Source organism: Sinorhizobium sp. (assembly GCF_059070375.1).
In genome coordinates, this window is sequence record NZ_JCACWC010000003.1 from 1637901 (window position 1) to 1654465 (window position 16565).

Here is a 16565-nt window from a genome sequence, read left to right on the forward strand (position 1 = left end):
GCCGTCCCGCCGATGGAGGGCGAGGATCCAGTGGCTGTCATACGGCGGAACACAGCATCACGTTTCTGCCGGCATCCTTTGCTAAGGATCCTCGAGCTGCCCGTTCGAAGCCGTGGCTGCGAGCGGGCAACGGGCGCGAGCATTTTCCCTTTGATCCGATGAAAACGAGTGTTATAGAGACGCCGCGCTCGGGAGCCCTGAACCTTTCGCATGGCCCAAGAATATCCGCGGCATTCCGCTGATGAGATCTTGTGAGGAATGCGATTGGGCGGTGCGGTCGTCTGAACGCGGGTATGGTGAAATTGGTAGACACGCCAGATTTAGGTTCTGGTGCCGCAAGGCGTGGGAGTTCAAGTCTCTCTACCCGCACCAGGACGATATAGCAGTCACGCGTCGGTATTCGGCGCTGGGAGGGCCGGCAAGGCGCCATTTTGCTTGCAAAGCGGTCGGAATTGCGTAAAGCCACTCCCGGCAAATGGATCGGCTCACGTGCTCGCCTAGCCTTTCAAGGGAAGAGCACTGTCAACGTGAAGTGAAGGTTTTAACATGCAGGTTATCGAAACGCTCGCTCAAGGGCTGAAGCGCGAACTCAAGGTCGTTATCCCGGCCGACGAAATGCAGGCTCGGATGAACGAGCGCCTCGTCGAAGTGAAGGATCGTGTTCGCATCAACGGCTTCCGTCCCGGCAAGGTGCCGGTTGCGCACCTTAAGAAGGTTTACGGCAAGTCGATCATGGCCGATCTCGTCAACGAGATCGTTCGTGAAAAGCCGACGGAAATCCTCACGAGCCGCGGCGAAAAGTCGGCCACCCAGCCCGAAATCGCGATGACCGAGGACGAGGCAGAAGCCGACAAGATCCTGAGCGCCCAAGCCGATTTCGAATTCACGGTCGCCTACGAAATCATTCCGCCGATCGAACTCAAGGATGCAAGCGGCATCAAGGTCACCCGTGAGGTCGTCGACGTCAGCGAGGATGAAGTCAACGAGCAGATCCAGCGCATCGCCGAGAGCGCCCGGACTTACGAATCGAAGAAGGGCAAGGCTGCCAATGGCGACCGCGTCACGGTCGACTATCTCGGCAAGGTCGACGGCGAAGCCTTTGACGGCGGCAAGGACGAAGATGCGGAGCTCGTGCTCGGGTCCAACCGCTTCATCCCGGGCTTCGAGGAGCAGCTTGTCGGCGTAAAGGCCGGCGATGAAAAGACCATCACGGTCACGTTCCCGGCCGATTATCCGGCAGCCAACCTTGCCGGCAAGGAAGCAACCTTCGACATCACGGTCAAGGATGTCGCTGCCGCTGCCCCGATCGAGATCAACGACGAGCTGGCAACGAAGCTCGGCCTCGAATCCGTCGACAAGCTGAAGGAAATCGTCCGCGGCCAGATCGAAAGCCAGTTCGGCTCGATCACCCGCCAGAAGGTCAAGCGCCAGCTTCTCGATCAGCTCGACGAGCTCTATCAGTTCGATACGCCCGAGCGCCTTGTCGATGCCGAGTTCGAGAACATCTGGCGCCAGATCAACACCGACCTGCAGCAGGCCGGCAAGACCTTTGCCGATGAAGACACGACGGAAGAGGAAGCGCGCGCCGAATATCGCAAGCTCGCCGAGCGTCGCGTCCGCCTCGGCCTGGTTCTCTCCGAAATCGGCGAAAAGGCCGGCGTCCAGGTCAGCGATGACGAGATGCAGCGTTCTCTGTTCGAGCAGCTGCGCCAGTTCCCCGGACAGGAAAAGGAAATCCTCGAATACTTCCGCAACACGCCCGGTGCTGCCGCCTCGCTACGCGCACCGCTCTTCGAGGAGAAGGTTGTCGACCACCTGCTCACCGAGGTTTCGGTGACCGACAAGAAGGTCTCGAAGGAAGAGCTGACGGCTGACGACGAAGCCGACGAAAAGCCGGCCAAGAAGACGGCCTCCAAGAAGAAGGCAGCCGCCAAGGCCGAAGCCGGCGAGAGCGAAGAAGCCGCCGCGCCGAAGAAGAAGGCCCCGGCCAAGAAGAAGGCTGCGGACGAGAGCGCCGAGTAATCGCATCTCTCAAGGATAGGAAGAGGCCGCCTCCGGGCGGCTTTTTCTTTTTTTAGAGGAACCGTTAGTGAACCCTCTAAGACTTGAAATTACCTTCCCGACCGAAAACCGCTGCACACTTCTCCTGGAAATGCTTAGACCAGCAAAAAGCCCGGCTTAGCCGGGCTTTTAGACGTAGCAGGCAGGCGCGGCGCTTGAACCGCACCCGATCGGATCACATCGTCATTCCGCCGCTTCCGCGTAGCTCTCGATCGGCGGGCAGGTGCAGACGAGATTACGGTCGCCATAGACATTGTCGACACGGTTGACCGGCGACCAGTATTTGTCCACGCGGAAGGCGCCCGGTGGGAAGCAGGCCTGCTCGCGCGAATAGGGCCGGTCCCAGTCGCCGACGAGGTCCTCGACCGTATGCGGCGCGTTCTTCAGCGGATTGTTGACCTTGTCCATCCGGCCGTCCTCGATGGCGCGGGCCTCTTCGCGGATTGCCAGCATGGCGTCGCAGAAGCGGTCGAGCTCGGCCTTCGTTTCCGATTCCGTGGGTTCGATCATCAGTGTGCCCGCGACCGGCCAGCTCATCGTCGGCGCATGGAAGCCGCAGTCGATCAGGCGCTTGGCGACGTCGTCGACCGTGACGCCGGCGCGTTCGGCGAGCGGACGGGTGTCGACGATGCATTCATGCGCGACCCGGCCTTTCGCCGACTTGTAGAGCACGTCATAAGCACCCTTCAGCCGGGCGGCGACGTAATTGGCGTTGAGAATCGCGACCTTGGTCGCTTGCGTCAGGCCTTCGCCGCCCATCATCAGGCAGTAGCTCCATGAGATCGGCAGGATCGAGGCCGACCCGAACGGTGCGGCGGAAACGGCGCCCTCGTGCCCGTCGGTCTGCGGGTGTCCCGGAAGGAAGGGGGCGAGATGCGACTTGACGCCGATCGGGCCCATGCCGGGGCCGCCGCCGCCATGCGGAATGCAGAAGGTCTTGTGCAGGTTCAAATGACTGACATCGGAGCCGATGTCGCCGGGGCGGGAAAGGCCAACCATCGCATTCATGTTGGCGCCGTCCAGATAGACCTGGCCGCCGTGCTTATGCACGACCTCGCAGACCTCGCGGACGTTCTCCTCGAACACGCCGTGCGTCGAGGGATAAGTGATCATGCAGCAGGAGAGGGAGTCCGCATACTGCTCCGCCTTGGCGCGGAAATCGTCCATGTCGATTTCGCCGGCGTCGCTTACCTTGACGACCACCACCTTCATGCCGGCCATTTGCGCCGAGGCCGGATTCGTGCCGTGCGCCGATGTCGGTATCAGGCAGACGTCGCGATGTGCGTTGCCGTTGGCGATATGGTAGGCGCGGATCGCGAGCAGACCGGCATATTCACCTTGGGCACCCGAGTTCGGCTGCATCGAGATCGCATCATAACCGGTGATCGCGCAGAGCTTTTGCGACAGGTCTTCGATCAGATGCTGATAGCCGAGTGCCTGGTCGGTCGGCACGAAGGGATGGATTTCCGAAAACTCCGGCCAGGTGATCGGCAGCATTTCCGCTGTCGCGTTGAGTTTCATCGTGCAGGAGCCGAGGGGGATCATTGCGCGGTCGAGTGCAAGATCGCGATCGGCGAGGCGGCGCATGTAGCGCGTCATCTCGCTCTCGGCGCGGTTCATGTGAAAGATCGGATGGGTGAGATAGGCGCTGGTGCGCAGCAGTTCCTGCGGCAGGCGGTAGTCCGGTTCGAATTCCTCGACCTTGAAATCGCCGCCGAAGGCGCGCCAGACGGCCTCGAGCGTGACCGGCCGAGAACGTTCGTCGAGACTGATGCCGATCCTGGTCGTTCCGATCTTGCGAAGGTTTACCTCCTCGGCCACGGCGGCTTTGAGGATGATGCCCTGCAGCTTGCCGACTTCGACGGTGATCGTATCGAAGAAGACATCCGGTTCGACGGTATAGCCGAGCTTTTCCAATCCCATGGCAAGCCGCACCGTCTTCTGGTGCACGCTCTGGGCGATCGCCTTTATTCCGTCCGGACCATGGAAGACCGCATACATGGAGGCCATGACGGCAAGCAGTACCTGCGCGGTACAGATGTTCGATGTCGCCTTCTCGCGCCGGATATGCTGTTCACGGGTCTGGAGCGACAGCCGGTAGGCGCGGTTGCCCCGCGCATCGACCGACACGCCCACGAGGCGGCCGGGCATGGAGCGCTTGTAGGCGTCCTTGACCGCCATATAGGCGGCGTGCGGACCACCGTAGCCGACCGGAACGCCGAAGCGCTGGGTCGAACCGATCGCGATGTCGGCGCCCATTTCCCCCGGAGACTTCAGAAGCGCCAGCGCCAGCGGATCGGCTGCGACGGCGGCGATTGCACCCTGCTCGTGGAGTTTGGCGATCAGGCCCGAGAAGTCGCGGACATGGCCGTAAGTGCCGGGGTACTGGAAGATCGCGCCGAAGACGCCGGCAGCGTCCAGATCCTCGAAGGGGTCGCCGACGACGATCTGCCAGCCGAGCGGCTCCGCCCGGGTCTTCAGGAGCGCAATCGTCTGGGGATGGCAGTTCGCATCGATGAAAAACGCCTTCGCCTTGGACTTTGCCACGCGCTCCGCAATGGCCATGGCTTCGGCTGCAGCCGTCGCCTCGTCGAGCAGCGAGGCGTTCGCGACGTCCAGCCCGGTCAGATCGCAAACCATGGTCTGGTAATTGAGCAGGGCTTCCAGCCGCCCCTGACTGATTTCCGGCTGATAGGGCGTATAGGCGGTGTACCAGGCCGGGTTCTCGAGGATATTGCGCTGGATGACCGGCGGGGTGATGGTCCCGTAGTAGCCCTGACCGATCAGGGACACGAGCTTCCGGTTGCGGTTCGCCGTCTCGCGCAGCTTGTCGAGTGCCTCGCGCTCCGTCATCGGCTCGCCCCAGGCAAGCGGCGTCCGCTGGCGGATCGACGGCGGCACGGTGTCGTCGATGAGCGCGTCGAGACTGGGATAGCCGACGACCTTCAGCATCTCGTCCATCTCGGCCGGCGAAGGGCCGATGTGACGTCGATTGGCGAAGTCGTAAGGCTTGTAATCGGTAAAGGTAAAGTCCTTGGGCATGCTCATCAGGCGACGAACTCCTTGTAGGCCGCTTCGTCCAGGAGCGCATTGGCAGCGTCCGGATCGGCGAGCTTCAGTTTGAAGAACCAGGCCGCGCCTTGCGGATCGCTGTTGACGAGCGACGGATCGTCGACGATGGCCTGATTGACCTCGACGATTTCGCCATCAAGCGGACAATAGACGTCCGATGCCGCCTTCACGGACTCGACCGTCGCGGCCGAGTCGCCCTTGGAGAAGCTGGCACCCGCTTCCGGCAGCTCCACGAAGACAAGATCGCCGAGCTGGCCCGCGGCATGCTCGGTGATGCCTACGGTCGCGACGTCGCCCTCGATCTTCAGCCATTCGTGTTCCTCGGTGAATTTCAGCATACGCAGGTTCTCCTGATCAGCGTTTGTAGGTTTGTTTGATGAAGGGCAGGGCAGTGACGGCGATGGGCAGGTATTTGCCGCGCACCTCTGCGAACAGTCTGGTGCCGATTTCGGCGTGCTCGGCGGCGACATAGCCCATGGCGACCGGTCCATCCACGCTCGGACCGAAGCCGCCGGAGGTGACGGTTCCTGCCGCCGTCCTGCCCTCCGCATCGGCAAAGAGATTGGCATTGCCGCGCACGGGCGCGCGGCCTTCGGGCCTCAGGCCGACACGCCGCCTGGAAACTCCGTCGGTGAGCTCGGCCAGTATCCGGCCGGCGCCCGGAAAGCCGCCGGCGCGCTCGCCGCCGGCACGGCGGCTTTTCTGGATTGCCCATTCGAGGCCCGCTTCGATGGGGCTCGTATTCGTGTCGATATCGTTGCCATAGAGACAAAGCCCCGCTTCGAGGCGGAGCGAGTCGCGCGCGCCGAGCCCGATGGGCAGGACGTCGGGATGTTCGAGCAGGCGCTGCGTCACATCCACAGCCGCGTCGGCGGGAATGGAAATCTCGAAGCCATCCTCGCCGGTGTAGCCGGAGCGGGAGATGATACAGCTCACGTCGTGAAGGTCGGCTTCGGCGACATCCATGAAGCGCATCGACGCGACGTCCGCCCACAGCTCGCACAGAACCGCTCCGGCCCGGGGCCCCTGAAGGGCGATCAGGGCACGGTCTGAAAGCATGGTCACGTCGCAGGCGCTGCCGAGGCCCTCCCTAAGATGCGCAAGATCGGCATCCTTGCAGGCCGCGTTGACGACCAGGAAGAGATGATCGCCGCGATTGACGATCATCAGGTCGTCGAGAATACCGCCTGCGGCATTGGTGAAGAGGCCGTAGCGTTGCCGGCCCTCCCGGAGTCCGAGCACATCCGCCGGCACGAGCTTTTCGAGCGCCAGCGCCGCGTCCTCGACTTTTCCCGATTTCGGCCGCACGACGATCTGCCCCATGTGGGACACGTCGAAAAGGCCGGCGGCGGCGCGGGTATGCAGGTGCTCCTTCAATACGCCTTCCGGGTATTGGACCGGCATGTCGTAACCGGCGAAGGGCACCATGCGCGCACCGAGCGAAAGATGCAGCGCGTGCAACGGCGTGTGTTTCAAGGTGGAAACGTCTTCCAAGTCCGGCCTCCAGGTCTGGCGCGTCTTCGCGCCGGCTCACAATACCGGCGTCATGCGCCGACAAATTCGAGCCCCCTCTGTCCCTTTGCCTGAGATTGTTATCCCTTCGGCGAGCGCGAACGCTTCTCTCCAGAGTCCTACCGGCACCTTGCTGGTCCTTTGGCCTGAGAGTTTCCGGGGCGGTTGCTCCTTCGGCACCGGATCGAACCGGTTTCTCCCAACAAGGTCGAATCCAGATAACGGCGAAGGCCGGATTTTGGCAAGGGCCTATGTCGCGACCAAACATATTTTTGTCGCCCTGGCTTCATCCTCCGCGACCGGTGCGGCAAAATCGGCCTTTGCAATTTTCCTGGGCAGCGGATAGGGAAGACCGAAGAGAGGTGGCCATGACTGGGCGCGAGCGGAAATGGGGAATTGGGGTGCGGCTGCTCGCAGCCTTCGCACTCCTATTCCTGTCCTTCGCTCACAAGCCAGCCCTTGCGAAAGCCATCGGCCCGGCGATCTCCGCCGAATATCTTCTCCCCGACGGCACCTTCGCCGATATCTGCTTCGGCACGGGCGGCGTCGATCATGACACCGGCCACGGCAAGGCGTCGTCATCGGCTCCCGTTTGCGAAGCGTGCCGGCTCGCCGCCTCCGTGCTCCTGCCGGCGGCGCCCGATGAAAGCTCGACGGCCGAAAACGGCAACTGGATCGCCGGAACGCCGATCGTCGCCGCCGAGGCGGTGCTTCTGCCCCTGCGCCTGTTGCCGCCACCGCGCGGTCCGCCGGCCCAACCGTAGATCCCCTCGAATCCCACCCAGAATTTCTTGCGCCGCTATGCGGCATTGACCCACGAAGGCCGCGTTCCGGCACGTGGTTCGGAGATTACGACATGAACAAGATCAGACTTTCCTTGCTTGCCACCGGCCTCACAGTAGCCGTGGCCGGTCCCGCCCATGCACATGCAACATTCGAGACGGATAGCGCGCCGGCCGAAACGACCGTCAACGCCACCCTTCAGGTGCCGCATGGCTGCGACGGCAAGGCGACGACCGAAGTACGGGTGCGGTTGCCGGAGGGGTTCGTCTTTGCCAAGCCCCAGCCGAAGCCCGGCTGGGAGCTGGAGATCATCAAGGGCGACTACCGGAAGACCTATGACGATCACGGCACCAAGGTTTCCTCCGGTCCGCTGGAAATCCGCTGGAAAGGCGGCAACCTTCCCGACGAACATTACGACACCTTCGTCATGCGCGGGAAACTCGCGGGTTTCGACAAGGAGACCGTGCTCACCTTTCCGACGACGCAGCTTTGCGGCGCCGACGGCAAGGTGGTCTGGGACCAGGTGGCGGCGGAGGGCCAGGACGCCCATTCCCTCGAGCATCCGGCGCCCACGATCACCGTCACCATGGCGACGGGCGGCGATGAGCACTCCGCTCACGCGGGGCATCATCAGTCCGCGGCCGAAGCGGTCAAGGTCGGCGATCTCGAGATCTCGGGCGGAGCCGTGAAGGCCATGCTGCCCGGTGCCAAGGTCGGCGGCGGCGGCTTCGTGGTCAGGAACGACGGCAGTGCCGACGACCGCCTGCTTGCCGTCGAGAGCCCGGCCGCGGGTCGAGTCGAACTTCACGAAATGACGATGGAGAACGACGTCATGAAAATGCGCAAGCTCGAGGACGGGATCGCCGTTCCCGCCGGTCAGGCAGTCGAGCTGAAGAACGGCAGCCTGCATCTCATGTTCATGGAGGTGAAGAAGCCCTTTGCCGAGGGCGACATGGTGCCGGTGACGCTTACCTTCGAGAAGGCCGGCGAGGTCGACTATGTCCTGCCGGTCGGCACGGCGGCGGGCAGCGCTCATTCCGGGCATAGCCATCAATAGCTGCCGGCGTGAACCTTGATCGGTTCAGGTTCCCTGAATGAACCGGTCGAGCATGTCGGTGAGCGCAACTTGCTCCGGTTCGTCGCCGGCAGGTCCATCTTCCTGCCGGCGATCTTCTTCGTGGCCGTCTTCGTCCGCCTCGTTTTCGAGATAGCGGCGCAGCGTTTCGGCCTGCGTCTGTTGCGGCAGACGGCGCTCTGCGCCGATCAGCATGAGGTGCAGCGGCAGCGCGCTTCTGATCTTCGGGACCGCCGCCTGCTCTTGGCCGCGCGCGGAAAGCAGTGTGATTGCCTCGTCGACAGGTCCATCGCCACGCAGGCGCGTGGTCGGCTTCAATGCGTCCGCCGCATAGGCCGCGGTCGTCGCGGAGATGGTAACGACCTGGGTCATCCTGTCAGTCCTCGGGCACGATAATCCTTTCCTGTGCCAGACTGCGATTGCGAGCAGGTGAAATCGGGTGATCGAATTTTAAGAAAATCGTAACGATTCGAGGGCTCCGGGCTGAACGTTGCGCAATTTTGTGTACCGTCGGTTGAACGGTATGTACAATCGCAGCCGTAACCGAGAACCGGCGCGGCTTCTGCGCCGGCAAGAAATTTAGTTCATAAAAGTCATATTGAAGAAGGTCACTCACGAAAGGACGTAAATCCATGCGCGCGATCGTATTGTTGTTGGCGATCTTTGCTCTCAGCGCGTGCTCGCAAACGGGAAGGCCCAGCGCCGAACGGTATTATGCGGGGGAAGGCCAATACTATACCGGCGTCGTACCCCCGACGCCTTTCTGAAGCATGTCGCGCAGCCCTACAGCGGCTTTAAGAACGACAGCATGAAGCGAAGTCCGAAACGCGGCGCACGAACTCGTTTCAGTCGCGTAGGAAGAGGGCTGTCGGGGTGCGCCTCACGAGAAGCGCCCGCGCATCGCATGTCCCAACTTCGGCCGGCAACTGGTCGCAGAAGTTGCAGATCGACAGGTTTGGAATTGATCCGGCGCGAATGGCAGAATATCAATGGCCGTCAAACTGTTAGGAAAGGTATGGGGGCCCATGCGCAAGATCGTGTTGTTGCTCGCACTCGCCACGCTGGCGGCGTGCTCGCACACCGGGGACCGGGTGGTCGGCGGTGACGGGGATTACTACCATGGTCTAATCCCGCCGAGGTGATCGCCTCCGAGATCATCGTCGCCTCTACCGAGGCCAAATCCAATGCGACCCAAGCGGCGGCGGCTCGCAATGGCAAAACGGAGGCGCTGCGACTGTGCCGCCTCCGTCAGGGGAACCGGTTTATCCACACCTTGAAAACATAGGCGGCTGCGAAATTCCGCGAGCTTCCTTGGCCGGTCCAGGTGCTTAATAGCCTACGCGAACACCGCCGGGGCTCGCGGCGCTGAAATTGGGAACCGGATTCGGTCCGTACCATTGAGCATAGGTCGTGTTGTTTCCGCCGGTGCTGGTGCACCCCGACAGGACGGCAAGCGCCAATAGGGCGGTCAAATATTTGAGGGACATGAACTCTCCGATTCTGCTTCGTCAGACGCGCATAAATTGCGGTATCCCGAGGCGGCAGTCCATCGCTTTCACATTGACTCCTTTGCTTTTTCCTTCGTGAGACGAGCAGCGCGTTGCCGCCAGGGGCGAGGCCGTGAGACATCACTGAGTCTCACGTACCATCGCGGGGCGTCGGAGCGCCCCGCCATGATTTAGCTATGCCCGCTTGCGCGCCCTTCTGCTGACCCCATCGAGATCCAACCGAGACCGAATGATATCCCAGCGATCAGCGATTTCTTGCGCGGATGCCGCAAGAAGTTTTCGCCGCTGCTTAAAATTCTTCGCAGCAAAAAAGATGCGTTGTGTGAAAACGTCGCCCACGAAACAGAGATTGTGGTCGGCGAGTCCGAGTTCAGGGAATTCCACCTCCGTAAACCAATGAAGCAACGAGGCATAAAGAACACCTCTATCTCTGTTGGAGCCAGAATGCAGAGGAGAGCATTTGGAGAAGTAAGACTTTCCGAAACCAATATTGGCTTCTCGTCTGCCTCTTTGTGGAACTCTAAGGGAAACTGTGGGATTAATCCTAATCTCAACACCGGAGATAACAAATTTGGGCGGCGGTATCTCCAATGTGGACAGTACGGCCCCATCTGGGAGATGCCAGTCCATTGTCCTTGCTAGTTCAATAGCATCGTGAGCGGTCAAGATGCGTTGCTCTTCATGATCAGTCGCAGGTATACGTTTCAGGAGCGCAGCGTCCAGATCGAGCAGACTGCTGAAGTCTTTTCCTCTCGACGCCAACAGAGCGGCTGTTGCCACCTCGATGCTCCTGTAACCTGTGTCCAACAGAAAAAGCGGAGGAGCGATGACGCTTTCGATGATAGACGTACGCCGAGTAGGCGTCGCAAAGACATACTCGATCAATTTGTTAGCTGAGATGTAGGGACTGGTTCGCATCAAGGTTTCTTTCTGCCGAAGGCATCTTGGATAATGCCAAAGCACAACTCGACTCTGAGAACCGACTCTCCATATAATGGCCTTGCTACAGGTTGGAGATGTCCTCTTCGCCCCACGAGGGCTTTGGCTTGTTCGTGGTATCCAGGGCCGGGATCGGAATATCCCGGCCCTGATATTTTTGCAGCTTGCAGGTATTTGCAAACCTTTATGTCGTTTGCCGCTTTAGACGGCGAAAGCCCAAGGGTATGAGCCTTGGGCTTTCCGAGTGTTCTAAGTGGTGGCAGCGGCGGCGGCCAATCGCATCTCAGCTGCACCCGCTCGTGGCGCCGCATGTGTCGCACTTCTCGCACGTGCCGTTTCGCACCATCGTGAAGTTCTGGCACTCGGAGCACATGTTGCCGGTATAGCCCTGCATGATCGAGCGTGCGCGGCGTTCTGCTTCGACCTTCTTTGCCTCGGACTTCGCCGCAGCGGCCTCTGCCGCGGCCTTGTCGGAGAAGAGGGCAGTTACCTCCTGTTCCGCTTCTTCGGCAATCTCCTCGGCGAGTTCGACGGCCCGTTCCTCGTAATCGCGCTTGAAGGCGACGACTTCGGAGGTGGCGGCGGCGATTGCCGGCTCCAGCTTGCGCACGGCATTGCCGGAGATCGAGGTGACGGAAGCGCCGGCCGAGGCGCGGGCCGGAGTGGCCGTCGAAGCCCCCTTCGGTTCGGAGCGCTCGCCTGTGCCGCCGACGATGGACGGCTTGTAGCCGCGGGTCCAGCCGGTGGAGACGAGGTTGGTCTTTCCTTCCTGAATGCCGCGGCCGAGCGCGGTGTTGCTGAAGTCGGAGGTGTCGACATGAGCAAGGTCGTGGCGGCCGAGATAGGAAACGGCAAGCTCACGGAAGACATAGTCGAGGATCGACGTTGCGTTCTTGATCGCGTCATTGCCCTGGACCATGCCGGCCGGCTCGAACTTGGTGAAGGTGAAGGCCTCCACATATTCTTCGAGCGGGACGCCATATTGCAGGCCGAGCGAGATGGCGATGGCGAAGTTGTTCATCATCGCCCGGAAGGCCGCACCTTCCTTGTGCATGTCGATGAAGATCTCGCCGAGGCGCCCATCACCGAATTCGCCGGTGCGCAGATACACCTTGTGGCCGCCGACGATCGCCTTCTGGGTATAGCCCTGGCGACGGTTCGGCAGTTTCTCGCGGGCGCGCACTACCTTCTCGATGACGCGCTCGATGATCTTCTCGGTGACGGCGACCGCCTGGGCGGCTGCCGGCGCCTGCATCAGCTCTTCGATCGCGTCCTCGTCTTCCTCATCCTCGATCAGCGAAGCGTTCAGCGGCTGCGAGAGCTTGGAACCGTCGCGGTAGAGCGCATTCGCCTTCAGCGCGAGCTTCCAGGAGAGCATGTAGGCGTTCTTGCAATCCTCGACGGTCGCCTCGTTCGGCATGTTGATCGTCTTGGAGATTGCACCCGAAATGAAGGGCTGGGCGGCCGCCATCATGCGGATATGGCTTTCGACCGAGAGGTAGCGCTTGCCGATCTTGCCGCAGGGATTGGCGCAATCGAAGACCGGCAGGTGCTCTGCTTTCAGGAACGGTGCGCCTTCGAGCGTCATCGCGCCGCAGACATGGATGTTGGCGGCTTCGATGTCCTTTCTGGAGAAGCCCAGATGCTCGAGCAGGTTGAAGTCCATTGAGGCAAGCTGCTCGTCGCTGACCTTCAGCGTCGCCTTGAGGAAATCGGCTCCGAGCGTCCACTGGTTGAAGACGAACTTGATGTCGAAGGCAGCTTTAAGCGCCGCATTGACGGCTTCGATCTTCTCGTCGGTGAAGCCCTTGGCCTTCAACGTCGTCGGGTTGATGGCGGGCGCCTGGTTGAGGTTGCCGTGGCCGACGGCATAAGCCTCCATCTCGGCGATCTGGCTTTCCGAGTAGCCGAGCGTGCGCAACGCCTCGGGAACCGCACGGTTGATGATCTTGAAGTAGCCGCCGCCGGCGAGCTTCTTGAATTTCACCAGGGCGAAATCGGGCTCGATGCCGGTCGTGTCGCAATCCATTACGAGCCCGATCGTACCGGTCGGCGCGATCACGGTGGCCTGAGCGTTGCGGTAGCCGTGCTTCTCGCCGAGCTCGACCGCCTTGTCCCAGGCGCTCTTGGCATGGGCGATCAGGTCCTGGTCCGGGCAATCGCCGTGGACGAGCGCGACCGGGTTGACGGACAGGCCCTCATAACCGGCGGTCTCGCCGTGAGCCGCGCGGCGGTGATTGCGCATGACGCGCAGCATGTTGTCGCGGTTGGGCGCAAAGCCGGGGAAGGGGCCGAGCTTTGCGGAGATCTCGGCCGAGGTGGCATAGGCGACGCCGGTCATGATCGCGGTCAGCGCGCCGGCGATGGCGCGGCCCTCGGGGGAGTCGTAGGGAATGCCTGACGACATCAGCAGGCCGCCGATATTCGCATAGCCGAGGCCGAGCGTGCGGTATTCGTAGGAGAGCTCGGCGATCTCGCGGGACGGGAACTGCGCCATCATCACCGAGACTTCGAGAACGACCGTCCAAAGACGGACCGCATGCTCGTAGTCGCCGATATTGATCCGCTTGGTCGCGGCATCCTTGAACTGCATCAGGTTGAGCGAGGCGAGATTGCAAGCCGTGTCGTCGAGGAACATGTATTCCGAGCACGGGTTCGATGCGCGGATCGGGCCTGCAGCCGGGCAGGTGTGCCAGTCGTTCATCGTCGTGTTGAAGTGCAGGCCCGGATCGGCCGAGGCCCAGGCGGCGTGGGAGATCGACTCCCAGAGATCGCGCGCCTTCAGGGTCTTCATGACGCGGCCGTCCTTGCGGGCGGTCAGGTGCCAATCGCCATCCGCCCCCACGGCGCGCAGGAAGTCGTCCTTGATCGAGACCGAGTTGTTGGAATTCTGGCCGGAAACCGTGAGATAGGCCTCCGAATCCCAATCCGTGTCATAGGTCTTGAACTGGATGTCCTTATAACCCTGACGCGCGAACTGAATGACGCGTTTGACATAGTTTTCCGGAACCAGCGCCTGCTTGGCGGCGCGGATCTCGCGCTTCAGCGCCGGGTTCTGCTTGGGGTCGAAGCAGGCATCGTCGCTGCCGTCGCAATTGATGCAGGCCTTCATGATCGCCTTCAGGTGCTTGGCGACGATCTTCGAGCCGGTGACGAGGGCGGCGACCTTCTGCTCTTCCTTGACCTTCCAGTTGATATATTCCTCGATATCGGGATGGTCGATATCGACGACGACCATCTTGGCGGCGCGGCGCGTCGTGCCGCCCGACTTGATGGCGCCCGCGGCGCGGTCGCCGATCTTCAGGAAGCTCATAAGGCCGGAGGACTTGCCGCCGCCCGAGAGCCTTTCGCCTTCGGCGCGCAGATGCGAGAAGTTCGAGCCGGTACCGGAGCCGTATTTGAAGAGGCGCGCCTCGCGCACCCAGAGATCCATGATGCCGCCCTCGTTGACGAGGTCGTCCGCGACCGACTGAATGAAGCAGGCGTGCGGCTGCGGATGTTCGTAGGCAGACTTGGACTTCGTCAGTTTGCCGGTGAAGGGATCGACGTAGAAGTGGCCCTGGCCGGGGCCGTCGATGCCATAGGCCCAGTGGAGGCCGGTGTTGAACCATTGCGGCGAGTTCGGAGCAACGCGCTGGGTGGCGAGCATGTAGGCGAGCTCGTCACGGAAGGCGCTGGCGTCCTCTTCCGTGTCGAAATAGCCGCCCTTCCAGCCCCAATAGGCCCAGGTGCCGGCCAGGCGATCGAAAACCTGGCGGGCATCGGTTTCGGAACCGTACTGCTCTTCCTTCGGCAGCGCCTTCAGCGCGTCGGCGTCCGGAACCGAGCGCCAGAGGAAGGACGGCACGTCGTTTTCCTCGACGCGCTTCAGTTTTGCCGGCACGCCGGCCTTGCGGAAATATTTCTGGGCGAGAATATCGGCGGCGACCTGCGAGAACTGCGCTGGCACGTCGATATCCGCAAGGCGGAAGACCACGGACCCGTCCGGGTTCTTGATCTCACTCGTCGCCTTGCGGAACTCAATCTCGGCATAGGCGGATTGCCCTGCCTTTGTGAAACGACGCTCGATCTTCATTGTCCCGTCCTTTGTTGCCATGCGCTAAAGCGCAGTTAACCTCGCCCGGCCGCGATGGATCTCGCAGCCAGCCTGAAAATTTCTGTCGATGTGAGGAAACCCAGCTCCTGGGTAACCCTGTATCTTGTGATGATGCTGGCTGCAAACACTAAATATAGTATTAACAGGCTCTTTACGCCAGCTCGAAATGCCGCTTTGGCGACCCAAATTTCGCGCAAAATTCCGCCACTGCAGCCGCTCGGGCTCATTCGCCCGGGCCGCATGTCGGAACCGACGATTTGGGGGTGTGAACCGGCCTCTGAACTTCCCGGTCCGCCGCCGTCGCAACGTGAAATCCATTAACCGTGAATCGCCTCGGGGCGTCAAGGGGTGGTTTGTGACGGAAGTTTGGGCGCTATATCTTGTGTGGGTCGACTGTGGAAAACGGGGACATCGATCAATCCGTTGAAAAACAGGGACTTCCACCGCTTGCCTGCGAAGATGAGCTAGCGGCAGGCCGAAATTCAAATTTTTATGGATGAAAAAGCGGGTAAAAGACGTGGCCCAGCGCTACTCGCGATTGCGAATCAGGTGGGTGTGTGAAGCGGCCCGTTTCGGTGATTCGGATGCAGTGATCTTGCTGCCCCCTGGCCTGCCAGAGGGGCTCAACAACAAGACCTCGGCGATGGCCACGCCTAGCCCACGCGTTTCTGCAGTTCCCTGGCGCCGTTCGGCGCGTTGACCTTGCCTGAGGAGATGAAGAAGGCAAAGACGTCGCGAGGCGCCGTCTCGGGCTTGCGTTCCGACGCAGCTTTCTCCAGGTCGTCCGGCTCACCGCCGGCGGCAAAGGTCTTCAGCCGCTCGGCCCAGCGATCGAGATCCTTCGGCGGATAGCAGGTCTTCACCTCGTCGCTGCCCTTCTGCAGCCGTGCATAGACGAAATCACTCGTGACATCGGCGATCATCGGGTAGTCCGCATGCTCGGCAAGAACGACGGCCACCTTGTATTTTTCAATGAGCTTGACGAAGTCCGGAACCTGGAAGCTGGGGTTGCGGACCTCGACCACGTGGCGGAGCTTCAGGCCGTCCTGCTTATCCGGCAGGAGCTTCAAGAATCCCTCGAAATCCTCCGCGTCGAATTTCTTGGTCGGCGCAAACTGCCAGAGAATGGGACCGAGGCGGTCGCCGAGTTCCGTCAGTCCTTGGGTCAGGAACCGCTCCATGGATTCACCGGCTTCGGACAGGACCCTGCGATTGGTCACGAAGCGGCTCGCCTTCAGCGAAAAAATGAAGCCGTCGGGAACATCCGACGCCCACTTGGCAAAAGTCGCCGGCTTCTGTGAGCTGTAATAGGTGCCGTTGACCTCGATCGTCCGCAATTCCTTGCCGGCGAATTCGAGCTGCCGCTTCTTCGGAAGATCGTCCGGATAGAAGGTGCCTTCCCAGGGTTCGAAGTTCCATCCGCCGATGCCGATGCGGATTTGTCCCGAATTTGCCATCCTCTTCCTCCTCGATGCTCGCTCAGACGCGCAAAACCGCTGTAGCCGGGGCGAATCAGAGA

The 16565-nt window shown here is 61.4% G+C and carries 11 protein-coding genes, 1 tRNA gene and 1 riboswitch; of the genes, 4 read left to right on the forward strand and 8 right to left on the reverse strand.

The annotated features are described in order from the left end of the window. Positions 1–287 precede the first annotated feature (287 nt). Positions 288–372: transfer RNA gene (locus AC5J09_RS19920), tRNA-Leu, on the forward strand. A gap of 174 nt (positions 373–546) precedes the next feature. Continuing rightward, entirely contained in the window at positions 547–2022 is a 1476-nt protein-coding gene (gene tig / locus AC5J09_RS19925; protein WP_494298307.1) for a trigger factor, read from the forward strand. Positions 2023–2244: 222 nt separating this feature from the next. Here the strand turns inward: tig and gcvP are convergent, their stop codons facing one another. Genes gcvP through gcvT form a run of 3 tightly spaced genes read right to left on the reverse strand, consistent with a single transcriptional unit; the run spans position 2245 to position 6627 of the window. Further along, positions 2245–5109: an aminomethyl-transferring glycine dehydrogenase gene (gene gcvP, locus AC5J09_RS19930; RefSeq protein WP_494298308.1), complete on the reverse strand. Its 2865-nt coding sequence runs from the start codon at positions 5107–5109 to the stop codon at positions 2245–2247. Continuing rightward, on the reverse strand, positions 5109–5471 hold the full coding sequence (gene gcvH, locus AC5J09_RS19935) for a glycine cleavage system protein GcvH (protein WP_029962390.1): 363 nt from the start codon (positions 5469–5471) through the stop codon (positions 5109–5111). Before gcvH ends, gcvP begins: the two co-directional genes overlap by 1 nt. A gap of 16 nt (positions 5472–5487) precedes the next feature. Continuing rightward, on the reverse strand, positions 5488–6627 hold the full coding sequence (gene gcvT, locus AC5J09_RS19940) for a glycine cleavage system aminomethyltransferase GcvT (RefSeq protein WP_494298309.1): 1140 nt from the start codon (positions 6625–6627) through the stop codon (positions 5488–5490). A 142-nt stretch (positions 6628–6769) separates the two neighbouring features. Beyond that, positions 6770–6857, reverse strand: a riboswitch (glycine riboswitch). Positions 6858–7013: 156 nt separating this feature from the next. On the opposite strand from gcvT, the gene AC5J09_RS19945 reads away from it, so the two are divergent. Further along, the gene (locus AC5J09_RS19945; protein ID WP_324763348.1) at positions 7014–7409 is read left to right on the forward strand and encodes a hypothetical protein; all 396 of its coding nucleotides are present in this window, start codon (positions 7014–7016) and stop codon (positions 7407–7409) included. 92 nt (positions 7410–7501) lie between these two features. Next, positions 7502–8485: a DUF1775 domain-containing protein gene (locus tag AC5J09_RS19950; protein WP_494298310.1), complete on the forward strand. Its 984-nt coding sequence runs from the start codon at positions 7502–7504 to the stop codon at positions 8483–8485. A 24-nt stretch (positions 8486–8509) separates the two neighbouring features. On the opposite strand, the gene AC5J09_RS19955 is transcribed toward AC5J09_RS19950, so the two are convergent. The 5 genes from AC5J09_RS19955 to AC5J09_RS19975 form a co-directional block, all read right to left on the reverse strand. Next, positions 8510–8875 carry a hypothetical protein gene (locus tag AC5J09_RS19955; RefSeq protein WP_494298311.1) on the reverse strand — a complete coding sequence of 122 codons (366 nt, stop codon included), beginning with the start codon at positions 8873–8875 and terminating at the stop codon, positions 8510–8512. Positions 8876–9831: 956 nt separating this feature from the next. Continuing rightward, positions 9832–9990 (reverse strand): hypothetical protein, encoded by a 159-nt coding sequence (locus tag AC5J09_RS19960; RefSeq protein WP_018097708.1) that lies wholly within the window; start codon positions 9988–9990, stop codon positions 9832–9834. Positions 9991–10185: 195 nt separating this feature from the next. Beyond that, entirely contained in the window at positions 10186–10791 is a 606-nt protein-coding gene (locus AC5J09_RS19965) for a hypothetical protein (RefSeq protein ID WP_494298312.1), read from the reverse strand. A gap of 442 nt (positions 10792–11233) precedes the next feature. Beyond that, positions 11234–15025 (reverse strand): vitamin B12-dependent ribonucleotide reductase, encoded by a 3792-nt coding sequence (locus tag AC5J09_RS19970; RefSeq protein WP_494298313.1) that lies wholly within the window; start codon positions 15023–15025, stop codon positions 11234–11236. Between the two features lie 674 nt (positions 15026–15699). Then, positions 15700–16503, reverse strand: coding sequence for a DUF72 domain-containing protein (locus AC5J09_RS19975; protein ID WP_494298314.1), 804 nt, complete (start codon positions 16501–16503; stop codon positions 15700–15702). Between the last annotated feature and the right edge of the window lie 62 nt (positions 16504–16565).

Coding starts and splice junctions, on each gene's coding strand:
- tig (WP_494298307.1), top strand. CDS start 547: ATGCAGGTTATCGAAACGCTCGCTCAAGGGCTGAAGCGCGAACTCAAG.
- gcvP (WP_494298308.1), bottom strand. CDS start 5,109: ATGAGCATGCCCAAGGACTTTACCTTTACCGATTACAAGCCTTACGAC.
- gcvH (WP_029962390.1), bottom strand. CDS start 5,471: ATGCTGAAATTCACCGAGGAACACGAATGGCTGAAGATCGAGGGCGAC.
- AC5J09_RS19945 (WP_324763348.1), top strand. CDS start 7,014: ATGACTGGGCGCGAGCGGAAATGGGGAATTGGGGTGCGGCTGCTCGCA.
- AC5J09_RS19950 (WP_494298310.1), top strand. CDS start 7,502: ATGAACAAGATCAGACTTTCCTTGCTTGCCACCGGCCTCACAGTAGCC.
- AC5J09_RS19955 (WP_494298311.1), bottom strand. CDS start 8,875: ATGACCCAGGTCGTTACCATCTCCGCGACGACCGCGGCCTATGCGGCG.
- AC5J09_RS19960 (WP_018097708.1), bottom strand. CDS start 9,990: ATGTCCCTCAAATATTTGACCGCCCTATTGGCGCTTGCCGTCCTGTCG.
- AC5J09_RS19970 (WP_494298313.1), bottom strand. CDS start 15,025: ATGAAGATCGAGCGTCGTTTCACAAAGGCAGGGCAATCCGCCTATGCC.
- AC5J09_RS19975 (WP_494298314.1), bottom strand. CDS start 16,503: ATGGCAAATTCGGGACAAATCCGCATCGGCATCGGCGGATGGAACTTC.